General features: G+C 66.5%; 18 protein-coding genes. 10 read left to right on the top strand and 8 right to left on the bottom strand.

What is annotated here, in order from left to right:
- The first annotated feature begins 69 nt into the window (after positions 1–69).
- From RQI28_RS05600 to RQI28_RS05590, 3 genes are all read left to right on the top strand, one after another.
- The gene (locus RQI28_RS05600) at positions 70–2,985 is read left to right on the top strand and encodes an aconitate hydratase (protein ID WP_311221630.1); all 2,916 of its coding nucleotides are present in this window, start codon (positions 70–72) and stop codon (positions 2,983–2,985) included.
- A gap of 180 nt (positions 2,986–3,165) precedes the next feature.
- Complete coding sequence (locus RQI28_RS05595) at positions 3,166–6,456, top strand: EAL domain-containing protein (protein WP_311221629.1); 3,291 nt, start codon at positions 3,166–3,168, stop codon at positions 6,454–6,456.
- Positions 6,457–6,532: 76 nt separating this feature from the next.
- Positions 6,533–7,750 (top strand): FAD-dependent monooxygenase, encoded by a 1,218-nt coding sequence (locus RQI28_RS05590; RefSeq protein WP_311221628.1) that lies wholly within the window; start codon positions 6,533–6,535, stop codon positions 7,748–7,750.
- Between the two features lie 83 nt (positions 7,751–7,833).
- Here the strand turns inward: RQI28_RS05590 and RQI28_RS05585 are convergent, their stop codons facing one another.
- The 3 genes from RQI28_RS05585 to RQI28_RS05575 all read right to left on the bottom strand — a co-directional run bounded on the left by RQI28_RS05585 (position 7,834) and on the right by RQI28_RS05575 (position 10,214).
- The gene (locus RQI28_RS05585; protein ID WP_311221627.1) at positions 7,834–8,664 is read right to left on the bottom strand and encodes a LytTR family DNA-binding domain-containing protein; all 831 of its coding nucleotides are present in this window, start codon (positions 8,662–8,664) and stop codon (positions 7,834–7,836) included.
- A complete protein-coding gene (locus RQI28_RS05580) occupies positions 8,640–9,767 on the bottom strand; it encodes a histidine kinase (RefSeq protein WP_311221626.1) in 1,128 nt (375 codons plus the stop codon). Before RQI28_RS05580 ends, RQI28_RS05585 begins: the two co-directional genes overlap by 25 nt.
- Before the next feature lie 132 nt (positions 9,768–9,899).
- Positions 9,900–10,214, bottom strand: coding sequence for a 2TM domain-containing protein (locus RQI28_RS05575; RefSeq protein ID WP_311221625.1), 315 nt, complete (start codon positions 10,212–10,214; stop codon positions 9,900–9,902).
- A 194-nt stretch (positions 10,215–10,408) separates the two neighbouring features.
- Here RQI28_RS05575 and RQI28_RS05570 point away from each other — a divergent pair, with 194 nt between their 5' ends.
- Positions 10,409–11,233 (top strand): undecaprenyl-diphosphate phosphatase, encoded by an 825-nt coding sequence (locus RQI28_RS05570; protein ID WP_311221624.1) that lies wholly within the window; start codon positions 10,409–10,411, stop codon positions 11,231–11,233.
- A 45-nt stretch (positions 11,234–11,278) separates the two neighbouring features.
- Here RQI28_RS05570 and RQI28_RS05565 read toward each other — a convergent pair whose 3' ends face one another.
- The 4 genes from RQI28_RS05565 to RQI28_RS05550 form a co-directional block, all read right to left on the bottom strand.
- A complete protein-coding gene (locus RQI28_RS05565; protein WP_311221623.1) occupies positions 11,279–13,090 on the bottom strand; it encodes a diguanylate cyclase in 1,812 nt (603 codons plus the stop codon).
- A 56-nt stretch (positions 13,091–13,146) separates the two neighbouring features.
- Entirely contained in the window at positions 13,147–14,607 is a 1,461-nt protein-coding gene (locus RQI28_RS05560) for an oxygenase MpaB family protein (RefSeq protein WP_311221622.1), read from the bottom strand.
- Positions 14,608–14,793: 186 nt separating this feature from the next.
- Entirely contained in the window at positions 14,794–15,621 is an 828-nt protein-coding gene (locus RQI28_RS05555) for an alpha/beta hydrolase (RefSeq protein ID WP_311221621.1), read from the bottom strand.
- A 22-nt stretch (positions 15,622–15,643) separates the two neighbouring features.
- Entirely contained in the window at positions 15,644–16,474 is an 831-nt protein-coding gene (locus RQI28_RS05550) for a proteasome-type protease (RefSeq protein WP_311221620.1), read from the bottom strand.
- 251 nt (positions 16,475–16,725) lie between these two features.
- Between RQI28_RS05550 and RQI28_RS05545 the strand changes: the two genes are divergently transcribed.
- The 6 genes from RQI28_RS05545 (at position 16,726) to RQI28_RS05520 (ending at position 22,664) form a co-directional block, all read left to right on the top strand.
- Positions 16,726–17,778, top strand: a complete 1,053-nt coding sequence (locus RQI28_RS05545) for an ABC transporter ATP-binding protein (protein WP_311221619.1) — start codon at positions 16,726–16,728, stop codon at positions 17,776–17,778.
- A 97-nt stretch (positions 17,779–17,875) separates the two neighbouring features.
- Complete coding sequence (locus RQI28_RS05540) at positions 17,876–19,159, top strand: PotD/PotF family extracellular solute-binding protein (RefSeq protein WP_311221618.1); 1,284 nt, start codon at positions 17,876–17,878, stop codon at positions 19,157–19,159.
- 157 nt (positions 19,160–19,316) lie between these two features.
- Positions 19,317–20,225, top strand: coding sequence for an ABC transporter permease (locus RQI28_RS05535; protein WP_311221617.1), 909 nt, complete (start codon positions 19,317–19,319; stop codon positions 20,223–20,225).
- A 1-nt stretch (position 20,226) separates the two neighbouring features.
- Entirely contained in the window at positions 20,227–21,114 is an 888-nt protein-coding gene (locus RQI28_RS05530; protein ID WP_311221616.1) for an ABC transporter permease, read from the top strand.
- Positions 21,111–21,899, top strand: a complete 789-nt coding sequence (locus tag RQI28_RS05525) for a GntR family transcriptional regulator (RefSeq protein WP_404976872.1) — start codon at positions 21,111–21,113, stop codon at positions 21,897–21,899. The genes RQI28_RS05530 and RQI28_RS05525 overlap by 4 nt, the downstream gene beginning before the upstream one ends.
- Before the next feature lie 21 nt (positions 21,900–21,920).
- The gene (locus RQI28_RS05520; protein ID WP_311221615.1) at positions 21,921–22,664 is read left to right on the top strand and encodes an aspartate/glutamate racemase family protein; all 744 of its coding nucleotides are present in this window, start codon (positions 21,921–21,923) and stop codon (positions 22,662–22,664) included.
- Positions 22,665–22,787: 123 nt separating this feature from the next.
- Here RQI28_RS05520 and mutS read toward each other — a convergent pair whose 3' ends face one another.
- On the bottom strand, positions 22,788–25,427 hold the full coding sequence (gene mutS, locus RQI28_RS05515; protein WP_311221614.1) for a DNA mismatch repair protein MutS: 2,640 nt from the start codon (positions 25,425–25,427) through the stop codon (positions 22,788–22,790).
- Positions 25,428–25,611 lie beyond the last annotated feature (184 nt).

Below are 25,611 nucleotides of genomic sequence, written 5' to 3'. Positions count from 1 at the left end.
AACGGTTTGGGGCGCTGCCAGAATAGGCGCCAGAACTCAGAAGTCTTCTTTTCCCCACAGGAGCACATCATGACCACGACCGCCGCCCCTTCTCACGCGTTTTCTTCCACGCTTCAGCCATTTACGACCGCCTCTGGCAAGCAGGGCCATCTGTATTCGCTGCCCGCGCTGGCCAAGCAGTTTCCATCGGTGAGCCGACTGCCTGTATCTCTGCGTATCGTGCTGGAATCGGTGCTGCGCAATTGCGATGGTCGCAAAGTCACCGCCGAGCATGTGCATCAATTGGCGCATTGGCAGCCGCATGCTGCGCGCACCGATGAAATCCCTTTTGTCGTTTCTCGCGTGGTGCTGCAGGATTTCACGGGTGTCCCGTTGCTGGCGGATTTGGCAGCCATGCGCAGCGTTGCGCTCAAGCTGGGAAAGAATCCTAAAAAGATCGAACCCCTGGTGCCGGTGGACCTAGTGGTAGATCACTCCATCATGGTGGATTATTACGGGACCAAGAAGGCGCTCGATCTGAATATGAAACTTGAGTTCCAGCGCAACCGCGAGCGCTACGAATTCATGAAATGGGGCATGCAGGCATTTGCCACCTTCGGTGTGGTTCCTCCGGGCTTTGGCATCGTGCACCAGGTGAATCTTGAATATCTGGCGCGCGGCGTGCACCGTGCGAAAGACGGCGTGTACTACCCCGACACTTTGGTGGGTACGGACAGCCACACCACCATGATCAACGGCATTGGTGTGGTGGCCTGGGGCGTGGGCGGTATCGAGGCCGAGGCGGCCATGCTGGGCCAGCCGGTGTACTTCTTGACGCCTGACGTGGTGGGCTTTGAATTGACCGGGCGGCTGCGAGAGGGCGTGACGGCCACCGATCTGGTGCTGACGGTGACGGAAATCCTGCGCCGCCACAAAGTGGTGGGCAAGTTCGTGGAATTCTTCGGCGAAGGCACCCGCACCCTGTCGCTGCCCGACCGGGCCACCATCGGCAACATGGCGCCGGAATATGGCGCCACGATGGGCTTTTTTCCTGTCGATGAAAAGACCATCGAGTACTTCAAGGGCACTGGCCGCACCAAGGGCGAGATCGAAGCGTTCGAGGCCTACTTCAAAGCGCAGGGCCTGTTCGGCGTGGCGCAGGACGGCGACATCGACTATTCGCAGGTGGTGCGCCTGAATCTGGCGGACGTGACGCCCAGTTTGGCCGGCCCCAAGCGGCCGCAAGACCGCATTGAGTTGGGCAAGGTGGCGGGCCAGTTCGCGTCGCTGTTCTCATTGCCCGCCGGCGAAAACGGATTCAACCGGCCGGCCGATCTGCTGCACACACGCCACCAGATCCACCGCAAGAGCGAAGAGCCTGTCGCCCGCCCACCCGCAGAGAAACCAGCGCCTGAAGGGGGCCCGCGCTTCCTGGTGGAAATGGAGCAAAACAAGCCGCAGCTGGCTGTCAAACATGCTGATGCTGCCGTGCGGGTGCCCGCCAAAGGCGCCGATCCCACCATTGGCAATGGCGACGTGCTGATCGCCGCCATCACCAGTTGCACCAATACCTCCAACCCGAGCGTGCTGCTGGCGGCAGGTCTGCTGGCCAAAAAAGCCGTCGAGGCGGGCTTGAAAGTGCAGCCGCACATCAAGACATCACTGGCACCGGGTTCGCGCATCGTCACCGAATATCTGACCGAGGCCGGTCTGTTGCCTTATCTTGAAAAGCTTGGTTTCGCGCTGGCGGGTTACGGCTGCACCACCTGCATCGGCAATTCCGGCGACCTGGCTGCGGAACTGAACGAGGCCATCACCAGCAACGAGCTGGTGTGCGCTGCCGTGCTGTCGGGCAACCGCAATTTCGAGGCGCGCATCCATCCCAACATCAAGGCCAACTTTCTTGCCAGCCCGCCGCTGGTGGTGGCCTACGCCATTGCCGGAACGGTGCTGCGCGACCTGATGACCGAGCCCGTGGGGCGCGGCAAGGGCGGACGGGACGTGTACCTGGGTGACATCTGGCCCACCAGCGACGAAGTGCAGGCGCTGATGAAGTACGCCATGAACGGCAAGGCGTTCAAGGAAAACTACGCCAAGGTCAAGACCGACCCGGGCGCCCTGTGGAACAACATCAAAGGCGTGACGGGCGACACCTATGTCTGGCCAGCCAGCACCTACATCGCCGAGCCACCGTTCTTCGCCCAGTTTGCTATCGATTCGATAGCTGTTGGCGCTGATGGGACGGGCGCTGCAGGCCTAAAAGGCTCTGAAACGGTGCGGGGCGCACGCATCATGGCGCTGTTTGGCGACTCGATCACCACCGACCACATCTCGCCTGCCGGCTCCATCAAGGAAACCTCGCCAGCCGGACAGTGGCTCTTGCAGCATGGCGTGCTGAAGGCAGACTTCAACAGCTACGGCGCGCGCCGGGGCAACCATGACGTGATGATGCGCGGCACCTTCGCCAACGTGCGCATCAAGAACCTGATGATTCCGCCTTTGGCCAGCGGGTCGCGCGAAGAGGGCGGCGTCACGCTGTTCCAGAACGACGGACCGCTGCAAGGCTCCAAGATGCCCATCTTCGATGCGGCCATGCAGTACATCGCTCATGAAACGCCCACGGTGATCTTCGCCGGCGAGGAATATGGCACCGGCTCCAGCCGGGACTGGGCGGCCAAGGGAACGCAACTGCTGGGCATCAAAGCGGTGGTAGCGCGCAGTTTCGAGCGGATTCACCGCTCGAACCTGGTGGGCATGGGCGTGTTGCCATTGCAGTTCCGGGGCGACGACTCCTGGGAATCCCTGGGCTTGAAGGGCGATGAGGTGATCGACGTGCTGCCCGATCCTGCCCTTGCGCCGCAAAGCGAGGCCCGGCTGGTAATCCATCGCGCCGACGGCTCGCAGCAGAACGTGCTCGTCACCCTACGCATCGACACACCCATCGAAGTGGATTACTACCGGGCGGGCGGGATCCTGCCGTATGTGCTGCGCCAGCTGCTGAGCTGATTGGAGTGGGGGAAAGTAAGCCGGCAACGTTTGCGAGAGTATCGGCAGGCTGACGATTGGCCACTGAACGGCTTACCAGGCCGTTCCCGCGTGGGCTCCTCAAATTCGCCGATGGACGGGTGGTAGGCGAGGTCTATACACTTGTGTCGATATGTACCGGCTTACCCACCCCGTCCCTTCATGAGCCCACCGTCTCCACGATCGCAGGACACATGCTCGCCGTTGCCCAACGCGCCGGCGTTGACCGTCGTGTTGGTCGTAGGGGCGCTGGCACTGTTCTTGGTGCCGGTGCTGCGTCTGCTGGGCTCGGGCCTGGACGGCCTTTTTGGACTGGAGCCGTTCTTTGATCTCGTCGTCGTGCTGCTGGGCTTGCTGGCCGTGGCGTTGTCGATACATACGCTCGACTCCGAGCCAGATCGCCGCAACCACTTGCTGGCCGGTGGCCTGGCCGTGGCAGCCGTGTGCGGCTTTCTGCACGCCATGCTGTTGCAGTCGGAAGGCCGTGGCACGGCGATGCCGGAGCGGGAGCACGTGTCAGCGTTCTTCAGTATTGGCGCGCGCTGGGTGGAGAGCATTGCGCTGCTGCTGTTCGCCTTGGGCGTGCGTGCCCCCGGGTCGGCGCGCGCCTGGGTAGCGGGGGCGGCCGTTTTCGCACTGGGCCTGGTGTGGCTGGGCGCAGGGGGTCTGCCGGATCGGCTCACGCTGGCATGGCCCTCCGCGCACCTCACGGGCTTGCTGCTGCTGAGCATGGTGTGCATGGGTGTGGCAGCGGCGCTGCTCTGGCGCGGTCGCGCCGCCATGGACGCGGGGCGGCACCACCTGCTGGCCTGGGCTGCTGCCGTGCTGGCGCTGGCGCAGGGCGCTGCGCTGCTTCAACCAGCGTGGCCGCAGGCGGGCGACATGGCGGCGCACACGTTGCGGGTACTGGCGTACGCCCTGCTGTTCCAGGCCATGTTCACCACCGGCATCCGCTGGCCCTACGTGCGGGCCCGCGACGTCGAGGCCCAGTTGCGCGAAAGCGAGATGCGCCTGCAACTGCTGGGCCGCAACCTTCCCGACAGCGTGACCTACCAATTGGTGCGCGAGCATGACGGCCGCCGCCGCTTCGTCTACGTGGGTGACGCGGTGGAGCGTCTCATCGGCGTGCGGGCCGAAGACGTGCTGCGCGATGCGGCGCTGCTCTACGACTGCATCCTGCCCGAGGACCGCAATGCGAACGGGCTGGTGGAAGATCAGTCTTTCCGCTCCATGGGAGTCAGCGACAACGTGGTGCGCTTGCTGCGCGTCGACGGGCAGGTGCGCTGGATGCGAATGAGCTCGTCGCCCCGCCAGCTGCCCGATGGCCGTGTCATCTGGGATGGCGTGGCGACCGACGTGACCGCACAGCGCGAAAACGAGTTGCTGGCCCGGGGACGCGACCTGCAACTGGGCGGGCTGCTGCGCAACCTGCCAGGCGGGGTTGCGCGCATCGGGCCCGACATGCGGCTGTTGTACGTGAACCCGCTGCAGGCGGACTGGCTGCAGACCGACGTTAGCGCGCTGGAGGGACAGTTGCTGGAAGACGTGCTGCCCAGCGACGTGCTGGACCGCACATGGCCGCATCTGCATCGCGCGTTTGGCGGCCAGTCGGCGGTGTTTGAAACCCGCATCGACTACCCCGACGGCCCGCAGTTTCGCCACACCACTTTTGCGCCGGAGTTCGGCCCGGACGGCAGTGTCGTGGCCGTGGTCAGCTTTGCCTATGACCTGACCGCGCAGCGCCGCATGGCGCATGAGCTGGACCAGCAGCGCAGCCGGCTTGCGGGCCTGGTGAGCGCCATTCCCGACATGGTGTTCCTCAAGGATGCCGACGGGCGCTATCTGTCGGCCAATCCGGCGTTCGAGCGCTTCATCGGACGGCCCGAGCGCGACATCCTGGGCAAGACTGACGAGGACTTCTGGTCGCCGGCCGAAGCCCAGCGCATGCGTGCGCTCGACGTGCGCGCCATGGAGGCGTGGCAGCCACTGGTGTACGAAGAAGACCTGACGCTGGCCGACGACGGCTACGCCGGCTGTTTCGAGACCATCAAGACCCCGATCCGCGACGTGCATGGCCGCGTCACGGGCGTGCTGGGCGTGTGCCGCGACATCACCGACCGCAAGAAGGCCGAGCACGAGATCGAGCGGCTGGCTTTCTACGACGCGCTCACCAGCCTGCCCAACCGCCGCCTGCTGCTGGACCGGCTGCAGCGCGCCACCGCGATCTGCCAGCGCAGCAACCAGCTTGGCGCCTTGCTCTTCATCGATCTGGACAACTTCAAAGACCTGAACGACACGCTGGGCCACGACATGGGCGACCGCTTGCTGGCCCAGGTGGCGCAGCGGCTGGTGGCCTGCGTGCGGGCGACCGACACCGTGGCCCGCTTCGGCGGCGATGAATTCGTCGTCATGCTGGAGAACCTGGACGGCGTGATCACCAACGCTGCCGCGCAGGCCGAGCACGTGGCCGACAAGCTGCTCGCACGCCTGAACGAGCCGTTCGAGCTGGCCGCCCAGCAGCACTACAGCACGCCCAGCATAGGCATCACGCTGTTCGGCGACCAGCCCTGCAGTGTGGACGAGCTGCTCAAGCGCGCCGACCTGGCGATGTACCAGGCCAAGGCCGCCGGCCGCAATACGCAGCGCTTTTTCGACCCCCACATGCAGGCGCAGGCCAACGCCCGGTCGCACCTGGAGGCCGACTTGCGCCAGGGCCTGGCCCGGGGCGAACTCTGCGTGCACTACCAGCCCATCGTGGACGGGCGCACCCGCATCTGCGGGGCCGAGGCGCTGGTGCGCTGGCCGCACCCCGGGCGCGGAATGATCAGCCCGATGGACTTCATTCCACTGGCCGAGCAGACTGGGCTGATCCTGCCGCTGGGACGGTTCGTGCTGAAGTCGGCCTGCGAGCAACTGGTGCGCTGGAGCCGGCATGCCGACACGCGCCACCTGAGCGTGTCGGTGAACGTCAGCGCACGTCAGTTCCGCCAGCCCGGCTTCGTGACCGAAGTGCTGGATGTGCTGCGCGTCACCGGCGCCGAGCCGCGTCGCCTGAAGCTCGAACTCACCGAGAGCATGCTGCTGGGCGACATCGAAGACACCATCGGCCGCATGAGCCAGCTCAAGAGCGAAGGCGTCGGATTCTCGCTGGACGATTTCGGCACCGGCTACTCGTCGCTGAGCTATCTGAAGCGGTTGCCGCTCGACCAGGTCAAGATCGACCAGGGCTTCGTGCGCGACGTGCTCACCGACCCGAACGACGCGGCCATCGTGCGCACCATCCTGGCACTGGCCGACAGCCTGGACCTGGACGTGGTGGCCGAGGGGGTGGAGACGATGGGCCAGCTGTCGTTCCTGAAGCTGCACGGCTGCAACGGGTTCCAGGGCTATCTGTTCGGCCGGCCTGGCCCTGCCGAGGCGCTGGAAGGCGCCATGGCCAGCGCCCAGGTCTGAGCGCTCTCTGAACCTGCAGCTGTCTTCCTTGACGCAGGCCAGCAGGCACAGCACGGGGCGCCCGCACAATCGCGGCATGCAGAAAAAAAACGAGTGGGTGTTGATTGCGGGGGGTGGCATCGGCGGGCTGGCGGCGGCCATTGGCGCGTCGCGCGCGGGGTGCGAGGTTCGGCTGTTCGAGCGGGCTGCCGCCTTCGCCGAGGTGGGCGCGGGCGTGCAGATCGGGCCGAACGTGGTGCGGCGCCTGCAGGACTGGGGGCTGCAAGACGCGTTGCACGCCGTGGCGGCGTTTCCCGAGCGGCTGCAGGTGCGCAGCGCGCTGTCGGGCGCCGAGCTGGCCGCGCTGCCGCTGGGCGCGCACATCGCCCGGCGCTACGGCGCCGCCTACGCCACCATCCACCGGGCCGACCTGCACGGCGTGCTGCTGGCTGCCGCGCAGGCGCACGGCACGGTGCAGTGGCACCTGGGCGACGCAGTCGTGCGGCATGGCGACGACGGCGGGCAGGTCGTCGTCGGCCTGGCCAGCGGGCACGTCGCCGCGGGCGACGCACTGATCGGCGCGGATGGCCTGCACAGCGGCACGCGTGCGCGGTTGCTGGGCGAGGCGCCGGCCCGCGTGTCTGGCCACCTGGCGTACCGCGCCGTGGTGCGGCAAAGCGATTTGCCGGCGGCGCTGCGCACCGCGCAGGTCACCGCATGGCTGGGCCCGCGGCTGCACGTGGTGCAGTACCCGCTGCGCCGGGGCGAGCTGATGAATGTGGTGGCCATACGCCATGGCGAGCCGCCGGCCGATCTGGAGGGCTGGGATCACGCGGCCAACGCGGTCGATCTGGAATCGGCCGTGGCCGGCACCTGCGCGGCGCTGCAAGACCTGCTGCGCGCCGTGCCGCAGGCGGGCACGGGCTGGCGGCTCTGGCCGTTGTCCGACCGGCCGCCGGTACGCGGCGCGCAAGAGATGGCGAAAGGCCGCGTGGCGCTGCTGGGCGATGCGGCGCACCCCATGCGGCCCTATCTCGCGCAAGGCGCAGGCATGGCCATCGAAGACGCAGCGGCGCTGCAAGCGGCGCTGTCGCTGGGTGACCTGCCCATGGCCGAGCGGCTGCAGCGCTACGCCGCCCGGCGTTGGCAGCGTGTGGCGCGGGTGCAGGAGCGGTCGCGGCGCAACGGCCGCATCTTCCACGCCGTGGGCCCGGTGCGCTGGGGGCGCGACCTGGCGCTGCGCCTGGCGGGCGACAAGCTGCTGGACTTGCCATGGCTGTACGGCGACGACACGGCCGTGCAGTCTGTAAATTAATAAACGCTATAAATAATATAGCTGCCTGCGCTTGATGGATAAGCGCTAGAGACCGATTTGGCTTGAATTTCTGCCTGGGACAGCTACATCGCCTTGAACAGATGCGCGTACAGCCGGCTGACGGGCAGCCGTTCGGGCCGGTCGCGCAATTGCACGAACAGGCGCCCCGATTCATCACGCGTGGCGGTGGCGATGGCGGCTGCGCGCACCAGCGTGCCGCGGTGCACTTGCCAGAACTGCTGCGGATCGAGCTGCGCTGCCAGTTCCTTGAGGGGCGTGCGCACCAGGTATTCGCGTGTGGCGGTCAGCACGCGCACGTATTTGTCGGCGGCCTCGAACACCAGCACGTCCTGCACCGGCACCAGGTGGATCTGCGAGCCCACGCCGGCCTGTAGCACCTGCAGCGGTGCGGACGGCGCCGTGTGCGTCGCGGGCTGGGCCGTGGTCAGCGCGCGCAACTGGCCCAGCAGCGTTTGCATGGCGTCGCCCGCATCGGCGCTGGCGTTGCGGCGCGCCAGGGCCTCGCGCACGCGCTCCACGGTGCGGGCTAGCCGGTGCGGCTGCACGGGCTTGAGCACGTAGTCGATGGCCTGGGCCTCGAAGGCCTGCACGGCGTACTGGTCGTAGGCAGTGACGAAGACGAGCGCAGGGAACGGTGTCGCTGGGGGCGTGCCGGGTGGCGGCCAGGCGTCGGCCAGTTCGTGGGCGGCATCGAGCCCGTCCAGCCCCGGCATGCGGATGTCGAAGAACAGCACGTCGGGCTGCAGGGCCAGCGCCTCGCGCACGGCGGATCGGCCGTCGCCGACGGTGGCAGCGATCTGCAGCTCGGGCCAGGCGCGGGCCAGTTCCTGGCGCAGGGCCTGCGCCAGCAGCGGCTCGTCTTCGGCGATCAGGGCGCGGGGTGCAGCGGGCATGGCGATGGGGTGGGGTAGAGGTCAGACAAGGGCTGTGCGAAAGTGGAATTCAAAGGAAAAACCACTCGAGCGCTTGTCCCGCCGGCGCTGGTTGCTATCAATTCAAGAGTGGCCTGGTCGCCGAACAGCGTAGCCAGCCGTTCGCGCACCTGCACCAGGCCGAAGTGGCGGGTGGCGTCGACAGTCGCTGCCGGCGCCGTGCTGCCAGCGGCCAGGCCGGCGCCGTTGTCCTGCACGGTCAGCTCCACACGGGCCGGCAATGCGCCGGAGGCCTCCAGCTGGCGGGCGCGCACGGTGATCGTGCCGCCCGCCAGCATCGGCTCCAGCCCGTGGCGAATGGCGTTTTCCGCCAGGGGCTGCAGCAGCAACGGCGGCACGGGCACCGCCTGCAGCTCCGCAGGCAGATCGAGCGTGAACGCCAGGCGCGAGCCCATGCGCACGGCCATCAGCTCCAGATAGTCGTTCAGCCGTGCGAATTCATCGGCCAGCGGATGCAGCGGCGCGCGCGAGGCCCCGAGCGTGGCGCGCAGGTAGTCGATGAGGTGGTCCAGCATGGTCTGGGCGCGCGGCGGGTCGGTGGCCACCAGCACGCGCAGGTTGGCCAGCGTGTTGAACAGCATGTGCGGCTCCAGTTGCGACTGCAGCAGCGCCAGCCGTGCCTCGGCCGCGTCGCGCTGCGCCCGGGCGATGCGCGCCATCAGAAAGCGCGAGCGGCCCTGGCTGTAGAAGAAGAACGAGGTGGCAGCGCTGGCGGCGGCCGTAATGAGCAGCGGGTGCGAGCCACCTTCGCCGCGCAGCAGATCGGCGAGGTCCCATTCGCGTCCGCTGTAGATGTGGCCCAGCGCCATTCCGACCACGAAGCCGAACAGCGTGCCCGCGACCACCACCAGCCAGCCTGCCAGACCGTGCAGTCCTTGCGGCCACCGTATCTCCTGGCGCCGGGTCAGCCACAGCCGGCCTACGGTGATGGAAAGGCACGACGCCATGCCGATGCCCAGCGAGTAAACGAGGTTTTCATCCAGCGAGCCATGCCCTGCCAGCGTGAGGGCGGCGGCAATGGCCACCGACACTGCGCAAGCCAGCAAGGCATTGCGGGCAGGCATGTGGAGTGAGGAGGGTGACATGAGGACGATGGCCGCGGTAGGGGCAAGCAAGTCGGTCGGTGGGTCGGTCGTGGGATTGTGAACGCCTCGATGTGCCGGCTGTGTGTGGCCTGCACGTTGGTGGGCGTCAGGTCAGCGGCCAGCGCGCTGGGCAACCAGCCTGTCGCGCTCGCGTTGCACCCAGCGTTCGCGCCAGCCGCTGCCCGGCAACGCCAGCCAGACCACGGCGCCATGCAGCGCAAAGCCCAGGCCCCAGCCCAGCAGCGGGCCGGCGTGCAGCGGTTGGCCCAGTTGCAGAGCGTGCAGCGCGAGGGCGCCGTTGACGACGGCATAGACGGTCGCGTGGATCAGCCAGCCGAGCCGGGCGCGCACGCGTCGGTGCGCCAGCCGCTCCGGCGAGTCGCCATGGGTGGCGAAGTCAGGGGGTGATTGGGCAATACGGACCACGGTGGTTCTCCGGTGAAGGTCAAACTGCACTCTGCACGCATTGCGCACGGCCCGCCACGCCTGCGCGACAAAGCGGTGAGCCGGTGGTGCGGACGGCAGGCACACGGCGCGACAAGTCGACTGCAACGAAGGCCAGGCCCGATGCGCAAGGGATAATCCGCACCCGTTGTATTCATCCTCCAGTCAGGGCTCTCGTGGACATTGTTTTGCTGCTCAAGGCCGCCGTCATGGGCGTGGTCGAAGGGCTGACCGAATTCCTTCCCGTTTCATCGACCGGGCATCTGATTCTGGCGGGCGCGCTGCTCGGCTTCGACGACGACAAGGCCAAGGTGTTCGATATCGCCATCCAGACGGGGGCGATCTTCGCGGTCATCCTGGTGTACTGGCAGAAGATTCACAGCACGGTGACAGCCTTGCCGCACGACGCACGGGCGCGGATGCTGACGCTGAACGTGGTGGTCGGCTTTCTGCCTGCCGTGGTGCTGGCGCTGCTGGTGGGGGCCTACATCAAGGCGCACCTGTTCACGCCGGTGGTGGTGGCCACCACCTTCATTCTGGGCGGCTTCGTCATTCTGTGGGCCGAGCGCCGGCCTGCGGCCTGCACGCGCGTGCAGACGGTGGACGACATGACGGTGCTGGATGCGCTCAAGGTGGGCCTGGCGCAGTGCCTGGCCATGGTGCCGGGCACCAGCCGCAGCGGCGCCACCATCATCGGCGGCATGCTGCTGGGCCTGTCGCGCAAGGCAGCCACCGACTTTTCCTTCTTCCTGGCCATTCCCACGCTGATCGGCGCGGGCGTCTACAGCCTCATCAAAGAGCGGCACCTGCTGTCGGTGGCCGACATTCCGCTGTTTGCCACCGGTCTGGTGTTCGCCTTCGTCAGCGCCTGGATCTGCGTGCGCTGGCTGCTGCGCTACATCAGCACGCACAGCTTCGTGCCGTTCGCGTACTACCGCATCGCCTTCGGCGTGATCGTGCTGGTCACTGCGTGGACCGGGGCCGTCAACTGGGTTGAATGAGATGAAGGGTTGACCGATTGACCCGTTGGCTGGTTGATCGGCGAATCAGATGGACGACAGCGCCAGATCGCCAGTGTTGCGGCGCACGCAGAAACGGCCGCTCTGCTTGCCGCTGTACATGGCGGCATCGGCCAGCTTGATCAGCACGCTGGCCTCGCGCGCGTCGGTTGGCGCCAGGGCGTAGCCGATGGTCAGGCCCACGCGAATTTCATGCGGGCCGACGGCAAATGCGGTGCGGAAGGCATCCAGCAGCTTGTTGCCCAGCTCATGGGCTTGCTCGGCGTCATGCAGCTCGCTGGCCATCACCACGAACTCGTCGCCGCCGATGCGCGCAACGGTGTCTGCATGGCGCAGATGCTCGCGCAGGCGCGCGGTCACGGCAATCAACAGGCGGTCGCCCACGTCGTGCCCGTATTGGTCATTCACCGGCTTGAAGCCGTCCAGGTCCAGCACGTACACCGCCAGCAGCCCTTCAGGCCGCGAGCGGGGGAGGGCAGCATGCAGGGCGATGTCGAGTCCGCGCCGGTTGGGCAAGTCAGTCAGCGGGTCGGTATGCGCCAATGACCGCATGGCATCGCGTTCGCGGCTGGCGTGCAAAGCCTCCAGCCGCAGGCTGGCGGTGCGCAGGCCCAGCATGCGCATGAATAGCAGCATGTCGAACGCTGAGCCGGCCTGGAACGCATGCATCGTCCAGCCGTTGGCCGGTAGCCTGCCCTGAACCAGCAAGCCCAGCGCGATGGCCGCGATCAGGTAGGCTGCCCAGGCCGTCAGCAATGTGCCGCCCAGCGAATCGCCCTTGCGCGCCAGCCGTAGCGCAGCCGGCACGCTGATGATCGAAGGCATCGGCCCCAGTACGCTCAGCACGGCCATGGCGGCGCGCGTCGGCAGGATGTCGAGGGCGAAGGCCGTGCCCAATGCCACGCTCAGTGCCGCACCGGCATGCATCACCCGCGGAAGACGGCCACCGGGCTGTAGCTCGGACAGCACCTGGCCCATGAAAAGAAATGAAGCGGTCACCGCTACGAAGCTCAGCAGGCTGCCGATGTGCTGTTCCATCCACAGGTTGTTGGGCCACAGGAACTGGCCACCGACACCGAAGAACTGCATGGAGAACCCGGCGCTTCCCACCACCAGCATCGCGTAGTACACAAACAGTCGCTGGCGCAGCGTCACCCACTGCGCCAGGCTGTACACCACCAAGCACGCGGCCAAGCCCGCAAAAAGGCCCTGCAACATCTGTTCGCGCAGCGCCAGGGGATACAGCTGGTGCTTGTCGCCGATGCGCATGGGCGCGATCATGCCGCCCGCGGTGCGTAGGCGAATGAAAAGTTCGTGGTCCGCCCCCGGTGTGAGAAGCAGATCCATGGCCGGCGTGCGCCACAGCAGCGACCGGCCCGAAACCGGCTGGAGATTTCCCATCGCGGCATGCTGCAGCACCGTGCCATGCCGCGTGAGGTACACGTCCACCTCGTGCAAAAGTGCGTAGTCGATGTTGATCGCCCATGGGCCCGTCGCGCCCTCGGGCGCCCACAGTGGAATGCGCAGCCACACCGCGTCGTTGCGCACGCCCAGCGAACCGGAAGGCGTGGTGGGCGGGGCGAAGGTATCGGGCTGCTGCAGCATGCTCTCCACCGTCAGTTGCCGGGTCGGGTCGGAGCGCATCGCCACGTGCGGCCATGCGTTGACGGGTGCGGCGCCCGCCTGCAGCACCAGCACGGGCTGAGCGAAAGCGGTACCGGCGCAAAGCGCGCACCAGCAGAGCACCAATACCTGCAGGCCGATTTGCCATGCCCAGCCGCCGCTGGCCGCTGGCAGGGCACGGGCTTCGAGGTCGAAAAGGCGAAGTGACGGCGACATGGCGGGACGGCGGCAGGTTCGGGGTCAGGATACCAGCAGCATGTCGTGGTTTCGCGTCAGCGCGTGGTGCCCGGCGTATCGCCAGCCGTGGAGGCGCCCAGTTGCGTCGCCTTTGCACAGCTGGGGACGGGGTGCCAGGTACCGGTGGTCGTCAATCGGTCTTCGACCCGGTTGATCCACCGGGGGGCTCGCGGGTCGTCGCTCCAGGCTGCCACCAACTGGCCCATCTGGTGGAGCAGGCGCACGGGCAACTGCAACGGCCGTGTCTGGTCCATCAGGATCTTCACCAGAAAGTGGTAGCCGAGCACGCGTGTGAAGCTGCGCGCCAGCGAGAACTGCGGCCAGAACCACCGTGCGACGGTGTCGATGGCGCGGCAGGCGATGAGCAGCGTCCAGAACAGCAACCACGACGCCCAGGGGGCACCGGGCTGGCTCAAGCCCAGATCGCCGGTCGTTGTGCGGCCGCACAGATAGCGCGTCATCAACCGGGGGAAGGGGCGGGCGATGGCCCAGGGCATCGCCTGCTCCATGGTGGACATCAGCGCTGCGCCCAGGGCGGGTCGTGCATCGGGCTGTGTGACCTGCGCCCGGCCGCGCGCCTGCAGCCGGTCCAGCAACTGGGCGGCTTCGTCCATGGTGTGCACCATCAGGGAAGCGTCGATGCCCAGCACGTGGCCGACCACGTTCCAGGCGTGCAGGTAGGCCTCTTCATCGGCAGCTGGCAGGCCGATGCCCAGCCGGCGCAGGCTACGGAGGAACACGTAGCTGAAGGTGAGCAGGGTGTAGGCCAGTTCGGCCTGGTTGCAGGGCAGGCCGTCGCGTTCCACGTTCCAGCCGTTGGTGAACAGGGTTTGGTAGAGCCCCGCGTCGGCCGGCCGCTCCAGCGGCGCCACTTGGCCAGGCGGCGCGCCAGGCACCGGCGCACCGCGCAGTATCAGGTTGCGGATGGTGGCGTGGATCAGCCGCACCTTCAACACCTGCGCCACGCCCGCGCCGGCAGGCTGCGTGAGGCCGCCGTGCATCATCACGGGAAAGATCATGGCTGCCGTGGAGCGGATGCGGTGCTCGGTGTGTTGCTCCAGCTGGCCGGCCGTGTGCAGCACACTCGCCAGATCGGGAATGACGTAGCACTCCGGCAGGCTGGAACAAAACAGCAGCACGCAGGAGAGCGCGCCGTAGTCCATGAACAGCACCTCGGCCCGTTCGATGCGGGCGGGGTCGGCCCAATTAGGCAGAATCTGGCCCGCTTGAATGAACGATTGCAGCGGTTGAGCGATGTCGTCGGGCGTGCCCGGCGGTGCTTGCCATCCGGTCAGCGCGGCATTGTCGGCCCAGGTGGAGAAGATGCGATTCACGCAGTTGATGCGCTGCCACTGTTCGGCCTGCGCCCCGGGCAGCTCGCTGTCTTCGGGCCAGGGGCCCAGGATGCGCGCGATGGTGGCGTCGGCCAGCGGGTCGGCTTGCCAAGGTTGCGCGGCCAACAGGGCGTCAGTGGGTTGACCGGCGCCACGTCTCATGCGGCGCTTTTCCGATAAACAAGATCAGCCGATGAGCGGCTGCAGCCCGATGTGCCGGCAGCCCACGGAATGAAAAAGCAAGTGGCAGGGACTGGAAACACGGAAGCAGACATCGGTGTATCACGCTGTAACGATGCTGCAGTGTAGGGGATGTGCAGACTGTTAGCGGCAGTTTCTGGGCTGCCTTCAGCTGCGACTGGCCTGCACCGCCGCCAGGTTGAGCAGCGCGGCTTCGATCGCTGCCGCGGCGGCGATGGGGTGCTCCATCGGAAACAGATGGCTGCCGTCCAGCAGCGTGATACGGCCTTCGGTGATGCGTTGCGTCATGGTCATGCCGACCTGGCGCATCTCCTGCGACGCGAGCCCGCCGATGAAGGCGGCCGGGCAGCGCAGTGGGTTCGCGTGCAGGAGCCGGTCCAGGTCATGCGGAATGGTGTTGTAGATGGCAGTCTCCACTGCCCGGTCGAACGACAGCAGGCGCTGGCCTTCGTGGTCGCGCAGCGCGTGGGTGACGTAATCGCGTAGCACCTGCTCATTCCACCGCGCAAAAGCCTTTTTGCGACCGAAATGCTCAAAGGCCTCGTCGCTGGTGACCCAGCTGTTGCGCCGCGCCCGGCTGATCTTGCCCGGCGATATGGAGCCCACCAGCTGCGTGCGCTTGGCGACCTGGAGCGCACGCGCGCGCCAGCCGCTCAGCAGGGGCGAATCCAGCAGCAGCACCGCGCGCGCCAGGTGTGGATGGCGCGCCGCAGCCATCACGCTGAGAAAGCCGCCCAGCGAATGCCCCACTAAGAAGGCAGGCTCATCACCGCCGCTGCGCTGCTGCTCGGCCTCGGCGAAATCGGCCAGCTGCTGCACCAGGTGCGGCCAGTTGTTGGTGACGGGATAGCGCTCGTCGTGCCCGAACTGTTCGACCGCACTGACTTCGAAGCCGCGCCGGCGCAGCTCGTTAAAAAGCACCCGGTAGGTGCCGGCGGGAAAGCTGTTGGCGTGCGAGAAGACGATGCGTGGCATGGGAGGCCGCTGTGGGTCTGTCTTAAATGAGCTTGTCGCGCGGATTGGTGATCTTGCGGATCGGCCGGCTGCGCATAGGGTCCACGCAGATCGGCACTTCCGTCTGCCCGCCGTTCCAGGCCGGGTCTTCGATGCTGTCGAACACCTGGCGCAGCTTTTCGCCCCAGCTGTTGTGCAGCATGCGGAAGTACGGGTTGTTCTCGTCGATGCAGACGATCTTGTCCGTGGCGAAGCGCCCCTCCTCGTACACCACCAGGTCGAGCGGCAAGCCCACCGATAGGTTGGACTTGAGCGTGCTGTCCATCGACACCAGTGCGCACTTGGCGGCTTCGTCGAGCGGGGTTTCAGGCGTCAGTACACGGTCGAGCACCGGCTTGCCGTATTTGGATTCGCCCACCTGGAAGTAAGGCGTCTCGGACGTGGCTTCGATGAAGTTGCCTGCCGAATACACCTGGAAGAGACGCATGCCTTCGCCGGCGATTTGCCCTCCCAACACCAGAGACACGTTGAAGTCCACGCCGGCGCGCTTGAGGGCCAGGCCGTCGCGTTCGTGCACGCGGCGCACGGCGGCACCCAGCACGCGGGCCACCTCGAACATGCTGGTGGCGTTCCAGATGGTGATGGGCTCGTCGCCCTCTTCGCGGCCCGGCATCTGCTCGATCTGCAGAATTTCACGTACCGACTGCGAGATGCTCAGATTGCCAGCCGACAGCAGCACCATGAAGCGATCGCCGGTCTTCTCGTAGATCATCATCTTGCGAAAGGAGCTGATCTGATCCAGTCCTGCGTTGGTGCGGGAATCGGAGAGGAACACCAGTCCGGCATTGAGTTTGATGGCGACGCAATACGTCATGGTGGAATGCGATCAGGGGGAAAAGCCGCAAGTGTAGGGGGTGTCATCACACGGCACCGCCAAGCGGTTTTCCCGGCCCGAGGCCAGAGCGCCCCCAGCGGCCCAGCACCAGCGTGCGGCAGGCAGCGCTCCCTGCATCCACCCCTGCTGCAGCGTGGTGCGTTCGGCGCGCACACGGTCAGTGCATTTTGTGTACAAAACGACTAACTCATTGCATGCAAACATGGCATGCGGTTTGCATAGGGATGGATATGCAAGCCATATCTCCCACCCCGGTTCCTGCCGCCATCGAAGTCGTTGCGCTGACCAAGCATTACGCGCACGCAAAGCCTGCGGTGGACAACATCAACCTGCGCATCGACAGCGGCAGCTACTGCTGCCTGCTGGGCCCTTCCGGTTGCGGCAAGAGCACCACACTGCGCATGATCGCGGGGCACGAGTCGGTCACCAGCGGCGATGTGCTGCTGGACAACCGCAACATCACCGACCTGCCTGCCGCCGCGCGGGGCACGGCCATGATGTTCCAGAGCTTCGCTCTGTTCCCGCACCTGTCGGCGCTCGACAACGTGGCCTTCAGCCTCAAGATGAAGGGCGTGGGAAAGGCCGAGCGCCATGCTCGGGCCGGGGCGCTGCTGGAGCGCGTGGCCATGGGCCATCTGGCCGGGCGCAAGCCAGCGGAGCTGTCTGGCGGGCAGCAGCAGCGCGTGGCGCTGGCGCGCGCACTGATCACGCAGCCGCGCGTGCTGCTGCTCGATGAGCCGCTGTCGGCGCTCGACCCGTTCCTGCGCATCCAGATGCGGGCCGAACTGCGCCGCTGGCAGAAGGAGCTGGGCCTGACTTTCATCCACGTGACCCATTCGCAGGAAGAGGCCATGGCGCTCGCCGACACCATGGTGGTGATGAACAACGGCCTGATCGAGCAGGTGGGCGCGCCCTACGACGTGTACAACCGGCCGGCCAGCGAATTCGTCGCCCGTTTCATGGGCGGCCACAACGTGATCGACACGCTGCAAGGCAAGGTGGGTGTGCGCACCGACCACCTGAGCGTGCTGCCCGAGGGCTCCACACCGCCCCATGGCGCGATGCACATGCCCGCCGTGGTGACCGATGTGGAGTACCAGGGCACCTATGTGCTGCTGGGCCTGCAGCGCGCAGGCGTGGCCTTGTCAGCCCATGCTACGGCGGAATACTCGGTCATGGTGTCCGAGTCGGCCCACCTGACTCAGCCCTGCACCGTGGGGCAGCCCGTGCTGCTGCACTGGCAACCCGCCATGGCCCATCCGCTAGAGCCGGCCGCGGCCTGAGCTGCACTGCCCGATTTCCTTCACCTCCATTTGCTTCCCCTTCCGCCTTCGCAAGAAGACCTTGTTTCGTCCTTCATTCCTTCAAGGAGCTTTCACCATGTCCGATGTGCTGCCCCCATCCCCCGTCGCCAACGCCTCCGGAGTGAAGCGCCGCTCACTGCTGCAAGGCACGGCGGGCATCCTGGCCGCCGGTATGTTCCCCGCCGTCCACTCGCAGGAAAAGATCGTGCTGCGCTACCTGGGCACGGCCGTGAACCAGGACAAGGCCATCGCCGAGAAGTTCAAGGCGGACACCGGCATCGACATCCAGTACGTGGCCGTCACTACCGATGACGTGACCAAGCGCGTGGTTACCGCACCCAACAGCTTCGATCTGGTCGACACCGAGTATTTTTCGCTGAAGAAGATCGTGCCCACGGGCAATCTCAAGGGCATCGACGCCAGGCGCATCAAGAACGCCGACAAGATCACCACGCTGTTCACCACCGGCGAGGTCGCCGGCAAGAAGGTCGGCGACCAGGGCACGGCGCCCAAGAAGGTGATCTACCTCGAAGGCGAGAAGAGCAAGGTCTTCGCCAAGAGCCCGACGCAGTTCATGAGCCTGATCCCCACCGTGTACAACGCCGACACGCTGGGTATTCGCCCCGATCTGATCAAGCGCCCCATCGACTCATGGGCCGAGTTGCTGAACCCTGAATTCAAGGGTAAGGCGGCCATCCTGAACATTCCCTCCATCGGCATCATGGACGCGGCCATGGTCGTGGAGGCGATGGGTCTGTACAAGTACCCCGACAAGGGCAACATGACCAAGAAGGAGATCGATCTCACGATCAAGACCTTGATCGAGGCCAAGCGGGCGGGCCAGTTCCGCGCCCTGTGGAAGGACTTCAACGAGTCGGTGAACCTGATGGCCTCGGGCGAGGTCGTCATCCAGTCGATGTGGAGCCCGGCCGTGACGGCTGTGCGCACCAAGGGCGTCGCCTGCAACTTCCAGCCGCTCAAGGAGGGTTACCGCGCGTGGGCTGCGGGCTTCGGTCTTCCCGCCACGCTGTCGGGGCGCAAGCTCGACGGGGCCTATGAATTCATCAACTGGTTCCTCGACGGCTGGGCCGGTGCATACCTGAATCGCCAGGGCTACTACAGCGCCGTGCTGGACACCGCCAAGTCGAAGATGGAAGCCTACGAGTGGGCCTACTGGATGGAAGGCAAGCCCGCCGCGCAAGACATCAAGAGCCCCACCGGTGACGTGCTGGCGAAGGCCGGCAGCGTGCGCGATGGCGGCAGCTTCGAATCGCGCATGGGCGGCATTGCCTGCTGGAATGCCGTCATGGACGAGAACAACTACATGGTTCAGAAGTGGAACGAGTTCGTGGCGGCCTGATGGTTTGAGGGCTGTGGCTGGGCTTCGACAGGCTCAGCCAGAACGGTTGGGGGCAGGGTGTGCTCACCCCGCGCACCACCGTTCGCACTGAGCTTGTCGAGGTGCCCCTCTGACATACCGCGCTCCTGCGCCCTGATTACCTTCTAGAAACCAGCTCATGAGCACCAACACACCCACTCTGCCCGCTGCTGCCACTCCGGGCCGCAGCATTGCCGCCTGGTGGCAGGCCGCTCCGTTCACGGCCGTGTTTGTTCTGTTCTTTCTCGTGCCCCTGGCGCTGATCGCGATGGTCAGTTTCTGGGACTTCAACGAATACGAGCTGCTGCCGGCCTTCACATTCAAGAACTACGTGGCGATCTTCGACGGCTGCACGAATGTCTCGGATGCCTGCACCACGCTGCGCACGTACTACTCCACGTTCAAGTTCAGCATGCTGGTGTGGCTCATCACGCTCGTGGTGGGCTTCGCCGTAGCGTATTTCCTCGCGTTCCACGTGCGCTCGGCGGGCATGCAAACGCTGCTGTTCGTGCTGTGCACGGTGCCTTTCTGGACATCGAACGTGATCCGCATGATCTCGTGGGTGCCGCTGCTTGGGCGCAACGGGCTGGTGAACCAGACGCTGATGGACCTGCGCCTGGTGGACCAGCCCATCGAATGGCTGCTGTTCTCTGACTTTGCAGTGGTGCTGGCCTTCGTGCACCTCTACACCATGTTCATGATCGTGCCGATTTTCAACAGCATGATGCGCATCGACCGCAGCCTGCTGGAAGCCGCCAACGATTCCGGCGCCTCGGGCTGGCAGACTCTGTGGAACGTGATCGTGCCGCTGTCGCGCACGGGCATCATCATCGGCTCGATCTTCGTCATCACCATCGTGATGGGCGACTTCGTCACCATCGGCGTGATGGGCGGCCAGCAGATCGCATCGGTGGGCAAGATCATTCAGGTGCAGACCTCATATTTGCAATTTCCGCTGGCGGCGGCCAATGCAGTGATCCTGCTGGCCATCGTGCTCATGATCATCTGGGGCCTCACACGCCTCGTCGACATTCGCAAGGAGCTGTGAGATGGCCATCCGCGAAAAACGCTCCGCTAGCTTTTGGCCCCTGGCCATCGTCTTCGCCCTGTTCGTGCTGTTCATGTATGGGCCGATGTTCGTCATCTTCGTGCTGAGCTTTCAGGGGCCTGAAGGCGGGCTCACCTTCCCGATGCGCGGCGTGTCGCTCCACTGGTTCCGCAAGCTCGCCGAGGGACTGGGCGTGGTCGACATCGGCGCGGCGCTGTGGCGTTCGCTGGGCCTGGGCCTGGCTGTGATGCTGTGCACCGTCGTGCTGTCGGTGCTGGCCGGGCTCGCATTTCGCAAGAAGCTCAAGGGCGGCAACGCGCTGTTCTTCATCGTGGTGTCCAGCCTGATCATGCCCTCCATCATCGTGTCGCTCGGCATCGGGCTGGAGTTTCGGCTGCTCGACACGGCCATCAAGGGCGTGCTGGGCTGGCTGGGCATGGAAGGCGCGCTGGAGGGCTTCGGCACCTCGCTGGGCCTGTTCACTTCGGCGCTTGGGGCGCACCTGACGTGGACGCTGCCGTTCGGGCTGCTCATCATGTTCGCGGTGTTCAACCGCTTCAACCCGGCTTACGAAGAGGCCGCGCGCGACCTGGGTGCCACGCCGTGGCAAGGCTTCGCGCACGTGGTGCTGCCGCTGGTCGCGCCGTCGGTCGTGGGCATCGGCATGTTCGGCTTCACGCTCAGCTGGGATGAGATCGCACGCACCTCGCAGGCCATTGGCGACGTGAACACGCTGCCGCTGGAACTGCAGGGCCTGACCACCACCGTGACCACGCCGTCGATCTACGCACTGGGCACGCTCACCACGCTGGTGTCGTTCTTGGTGATGGGTGTGGCGCTGGCTCTGGTGTGGGCTCTCGGCCAGGGGCGCAAGGGCCGGCCCGCATGACCGATCGTGCGCCCGCCAAGAGCCAGAGCCCACGGCGCAGGCCTGCCAAGGCCCCGGCCCTGCCGCCGAAGGCGGCAACCACCAGCGCCGCCGCGCTCCCCAGCGACAGCGACATGTACGAGCGCATGGTGTCCGCCATCCTCGACCACCAGTTGCCGCCCGGCACCAAGCTGGTCGAAGACAAGCTCGCCGCCGCATTCGGCGTATCGCGCACGCGGGTGCGGCCGGTGCTGGTGCGGCTGGCCAACGAGCAGGTGGTCACGCTCACGCCCAACCGCGGCGCCACCATTGCCGAGCCGTCGGTGCAAGAGGCGCGCGAGGTGTTTGAGGCACGCCGCCTCATCGAGCCGCGCCTGGTGGCCCTGTTCATCGCCTCGGCCAGCGCCGCCGACATGGCTCAGCTGCGTGCCTGCATCGAAGACGAAGAGGCCGCCCGTGCGGCCGGCGACATGCGCCGCGCCATCCGGCTGTCGGGCGACTTTCACCTGCACATCGCGCAGGCAGCCGGCCACCAGACGCTGGGCCGCATCCTGCGCGAGCTGGTGTCGCGCACCTCGCTCATCCTTATGACCTACAGCCCCAGCCATGCCCGCGAGCGCGTCGATGCCACGGCCTGCGGGTGCCGCGAGCACCGGGCGCTGCTCGACGCCATCCGCCTGCGTGACGCCAAGGAGGCCGCGCGCCGCATGCTCGACCACCTGCAGCGCATCGAATCGCAACTCGAATTCGCCCCGCCGCCCACCGAGCCGCCTGACCTGGCCCGCCTGCTGCGCCAGCCGGTCTGATTCCGCCTGAACGTAACCGCCATGCGCCAACTGCTCGTCATCAACCCCAACGCATCTGAGAGCGTGAGCAGCCTGCTGCAGCGCCATGTGCAAACGGCCGCCGGCCTGCACGTGGCGGTGCGCACGACCACCGCGCGGTTTGGCGCCCCCTACATCGCCTGCGAAGCCAGCTATGCCGTGGCCTCGCACGCCGCGCTTGACGCCTGGGCCGCTGCGCTGGCGCAGCCCGATGCACCCGCGCCCGACGCGGTGCTGATCGGCTGTTTTGGCGACCCCGGCCTGATGGCGCTGCGCGAGAGCAGCCCCGTGCCGGTCACCGGCCTGGCCGAGGCATCGTTCATCGAAGCCGCGCGCCATGGCCGCTTCGCCATCGTCACGGGCGGCGAGCGCTGGGGCCCCATGCTTCAGCGCCTGGCCCAGGCGCTCGGCCATGCGCCCGCGCTGGCAGGCATTCATACCGTGGCACCCACCGGTGCCCAACTGGCCGCCGACCCTGAAGCCGCCCGCGCGCTGCTGGCCCAGGCCTGCCGCGACGTGGTGCGCCAGATGGGCGTGCAGGCCGTCATCCTGGGCGGCGCGGGCCTGGCCGGCATGGCCGCGGCCATTCAGCCCCAGGTAGAGGTGCCGGTGATCGACAGCGTGATGGCGGGCGCCCGTTGGGCTCTGCGCACCAGCGCACTGCCGCCCGAGCGCCTGCGCGCCGGTTGCGACGTGGTGTGGGAGCGGGTGTCGCCGGAGCTGGCGGCGCTGGGCCGCCTTGCTTGACGGCCCAACCCGTGCTTGCGTGACGCGGCCACCCAATGGATGGCTGCTGCTCGCTGTTAGCGAATGCTATTTAATTAATAGCATATGGCGCTTGCTGGATAAGCGCTAGAGGCCAATTTGGCTCTAAATTGTCGCTGAGGTTTCTGCTGCGCCCTGTGTCAGCCGCTTGAGCTGATACAGCGCATCCAGCGCCTCGCGCGGGCTCATGGTGTCGGGGTGAATGGCTTCCAGCGCTGCCTCCACCGCGCTCAGGCCGGCGCCGGGCTCTTCGGGCGGCGGCGCAAACAAGTCGACTTGCGTCTTGCCCTCACTCGCGCGCGCTTCCAGCGCATCCAGCGCATGGCGGGCGTGGTTCAGCACGGCGCCGGGCACGCCCGCCAGCTTGGCCACATGAATGCCGTAGCTGCGGCTGGCGGGGCCGGGTTGAATTTCATGCAAAAAGGCGATGGAGCCCCCCGACTCCGTCGCACCGACATGCACGTTCACCGCGTGCTGGTGGCGTGCCGACAGCTCCGTCAGCTCAAAGTAGTGCGTGGCGAACAGCGTGAACGCCTTGGTGCGGTCGTGCAGATGCGTGGCGATGCCGCTGGCCAGCGCCAGGCCGTCGAAGGTGCTGGTGCCGCGGCCGATCTCATCCATCAGCACCAGGCTGTGCGGCGTGGCCGAGTGCAAAATTTGCGCCGCCTCGGTCATCTCCATCATGAAGGTCGACTGCGCGTTGGCCAGGTCGTCGGCCGCGCCGATGCGGGTGTGGATGGCGTCGATCGGCCCCAGCCGGCAGGCGGCTGCCGGCACGTGGCTGCCCATGCTGGCCAGCAGCACGATCAGCGCCACCTGCCGCATGTAGGTCGACTTGCCGCCCATATTCGGGCCGGTGATGACCTGCATGCGCGTGTTGGTGTTCAGCCGCGTGTGGTTGGCAATGAAGGCGCCGGCCGAGGTCTCGGCCAGGCGAGCTTCCACCACCGGGTGGCGGCCGGCCTCGATGTCGATGCAGGGCTCGGCCACGAACTGCGGCGCGCACCAGCCCAGCGTCAACGAGCGTTCAGCCAGCGTGCACAGCACGTCCAGCGTGGCCAGCGCCTGAGCCAGGCGGGCGAGGGCGGGCACGTGCGGCTGTAGCTGGTCCAGCACTTGTTCGTAGAGCCACTTTTCGCGCGCCAGGCCGCGCTCCTGCGCCGACAGCGCCTTGTCCTCGAAGGTCTTCAGCTCGGGCGTGATGAAGCGTTCGGCATTCTTGAGCGTTTGCCGGCGGCGGTAGTCTTCGGGCACGCGGCCCACGTGGCTGCTGGTGACTTCGATGTAGAAGCCGTGCACCTTGTTGAACTGCACGCGCAGGTTCGGGATGCCGGTGCGGGCCTTCTCGCGCGTTTCCAGGTCGAGCAGAAAGTCGTCGCAATGCGTCTGAATGCCGCGCAGCTCGTCCAGCTCGGCGTCGAAGCCCGTGGCGATCACGCCGCCGTCGCGCACCAGTGCAGCGGGTTCTTCATGGATGGCCGCGCGCAGCAGCGTGCTGCAGTCCACCGGCGGTTGCAGTTGCTGGAAAATTTGAGCCAAAAACGGCTCTGGCGCTTGATGGGATTGCGCAAGCAGCTCTGCTTTTTGTAGCGTCTTGCACAAACCGACCAGCTCGCGCGGGCGCACCTGGCGCAAGGCGATGCGGGCGGTGATGCGCTCCACGTCGCTTACGCCGCGCAGCTCTGCGCGCAGCACCTGCCAGGGGCCGGCGCCCGATCCGTTGCCGCGCAAGGCGGCCGTGGCGGACAGGCGCTGGCGGGCATCGGTGCGGTCGCGGCGCGGCTCCAGCAGCCAGCTCTTGAGCAGGCGGCTGCCCATGCCGGTCATGCAGGTGTCCATCAGCGAAAGGAGCGTGGGCGCGTCTTCGCCGCGCAGCGTGCGCACCAGCTCCAGGTTGCGCCGCGTGGCGAGGGGCAGGGCAATGAGTTCGTCGTCGCGCTGCACCCGCACGCTCTGCACGTGCGTGAGCGCGCGCCCCTGCGTGTGCTCGGCATACGAGAGCAGCGCGGCGGCGGCTGCATGAGCCTGCGCCAGTGATTCGGCATTCCAGGCAGCCAGGCTGGCAGCTTGGAGGTGTTCGAGCAGCTTGCGCTCGCCCAGGCTGGCGTCGAACTGCCAGTCGGGCCGCAGGCTCAAGGGGCACACCAGCGCGCCGGTTTGGCGCAGGGCCTGCAGTTGCTGCTCGAAGCGCTCGGTCACGCCGGCGCTGTAAATCACTTCGCTGGGCGCCACGCGTGCGAGCCAGGCGCCCACTTCGTCGTGCGTGCATTCGGCCAGGTGCACGATGCCCTGCGTCACCGACATCCAGGCCAGCCCGCAACGCGCACGCGGGCCCTGGTGTACCGCCAGCAACATCGATTCGGCTTTGTCGGAGAGCAACTCGCTGTCCGTCAGCGTGCCCGGCGTGACGACGCGCACCACCTTCCGCTCCACCGGCCCTTTGCCCGTGCCTACTTCGCCTACCTGCTCGCAGATGGCCACTGATTCGCCCATGCGAATGAGCCGGCCCAGGTAGTTCTCCAGCGCATGGAAAGGCACACCGGCCATCACCACCGGCTGCCCGCCGGACTGCCCCCGCTGCGTGAGCGTGATGTCCAGCAGCCGAGCGGCCTTTTCGGCGTCGGCGTAGAACAACTCGTAGAAGTCGCCCATGCGGTAGAGCAGCAGCGTGTCAGGGTGCTGGGATTTCAGGCCCAGGTACTGCTGCATCATGGGCGTGTGGGCTGAAGCGTCTGGCTTTTCCATAGATATCCATCACTTGGCAGGGGCCGCAGCAGAGCGCCGCGGCCTCGGGGACGAACCCGAGGGCCTGCATTGTCCCCAAGATTGACGAGCCCAGAGTTTTGATGGGTCTCAGATATCGGCGCTGCGCTATGCCATGTAGGGCACACCTCGAATCCCCGGGGCGTGGCGCTGCTGCCAAGGTCCG

The organism is Acidovorax sp. WCS2018Noco2-16 (genome assembly GCF_031843945.1).
Lineage (GTDB): Bacteria > Pseudomonadota > Gammaproteobacteria > Burkholderiales > Burkholderiaceae_C > Paracidovorax.
The sequence above is the reverse complement of the archived record's forward strand: the minus strand, read 5'-3'. Positions and strand labels throughout refer to the sequence as shown.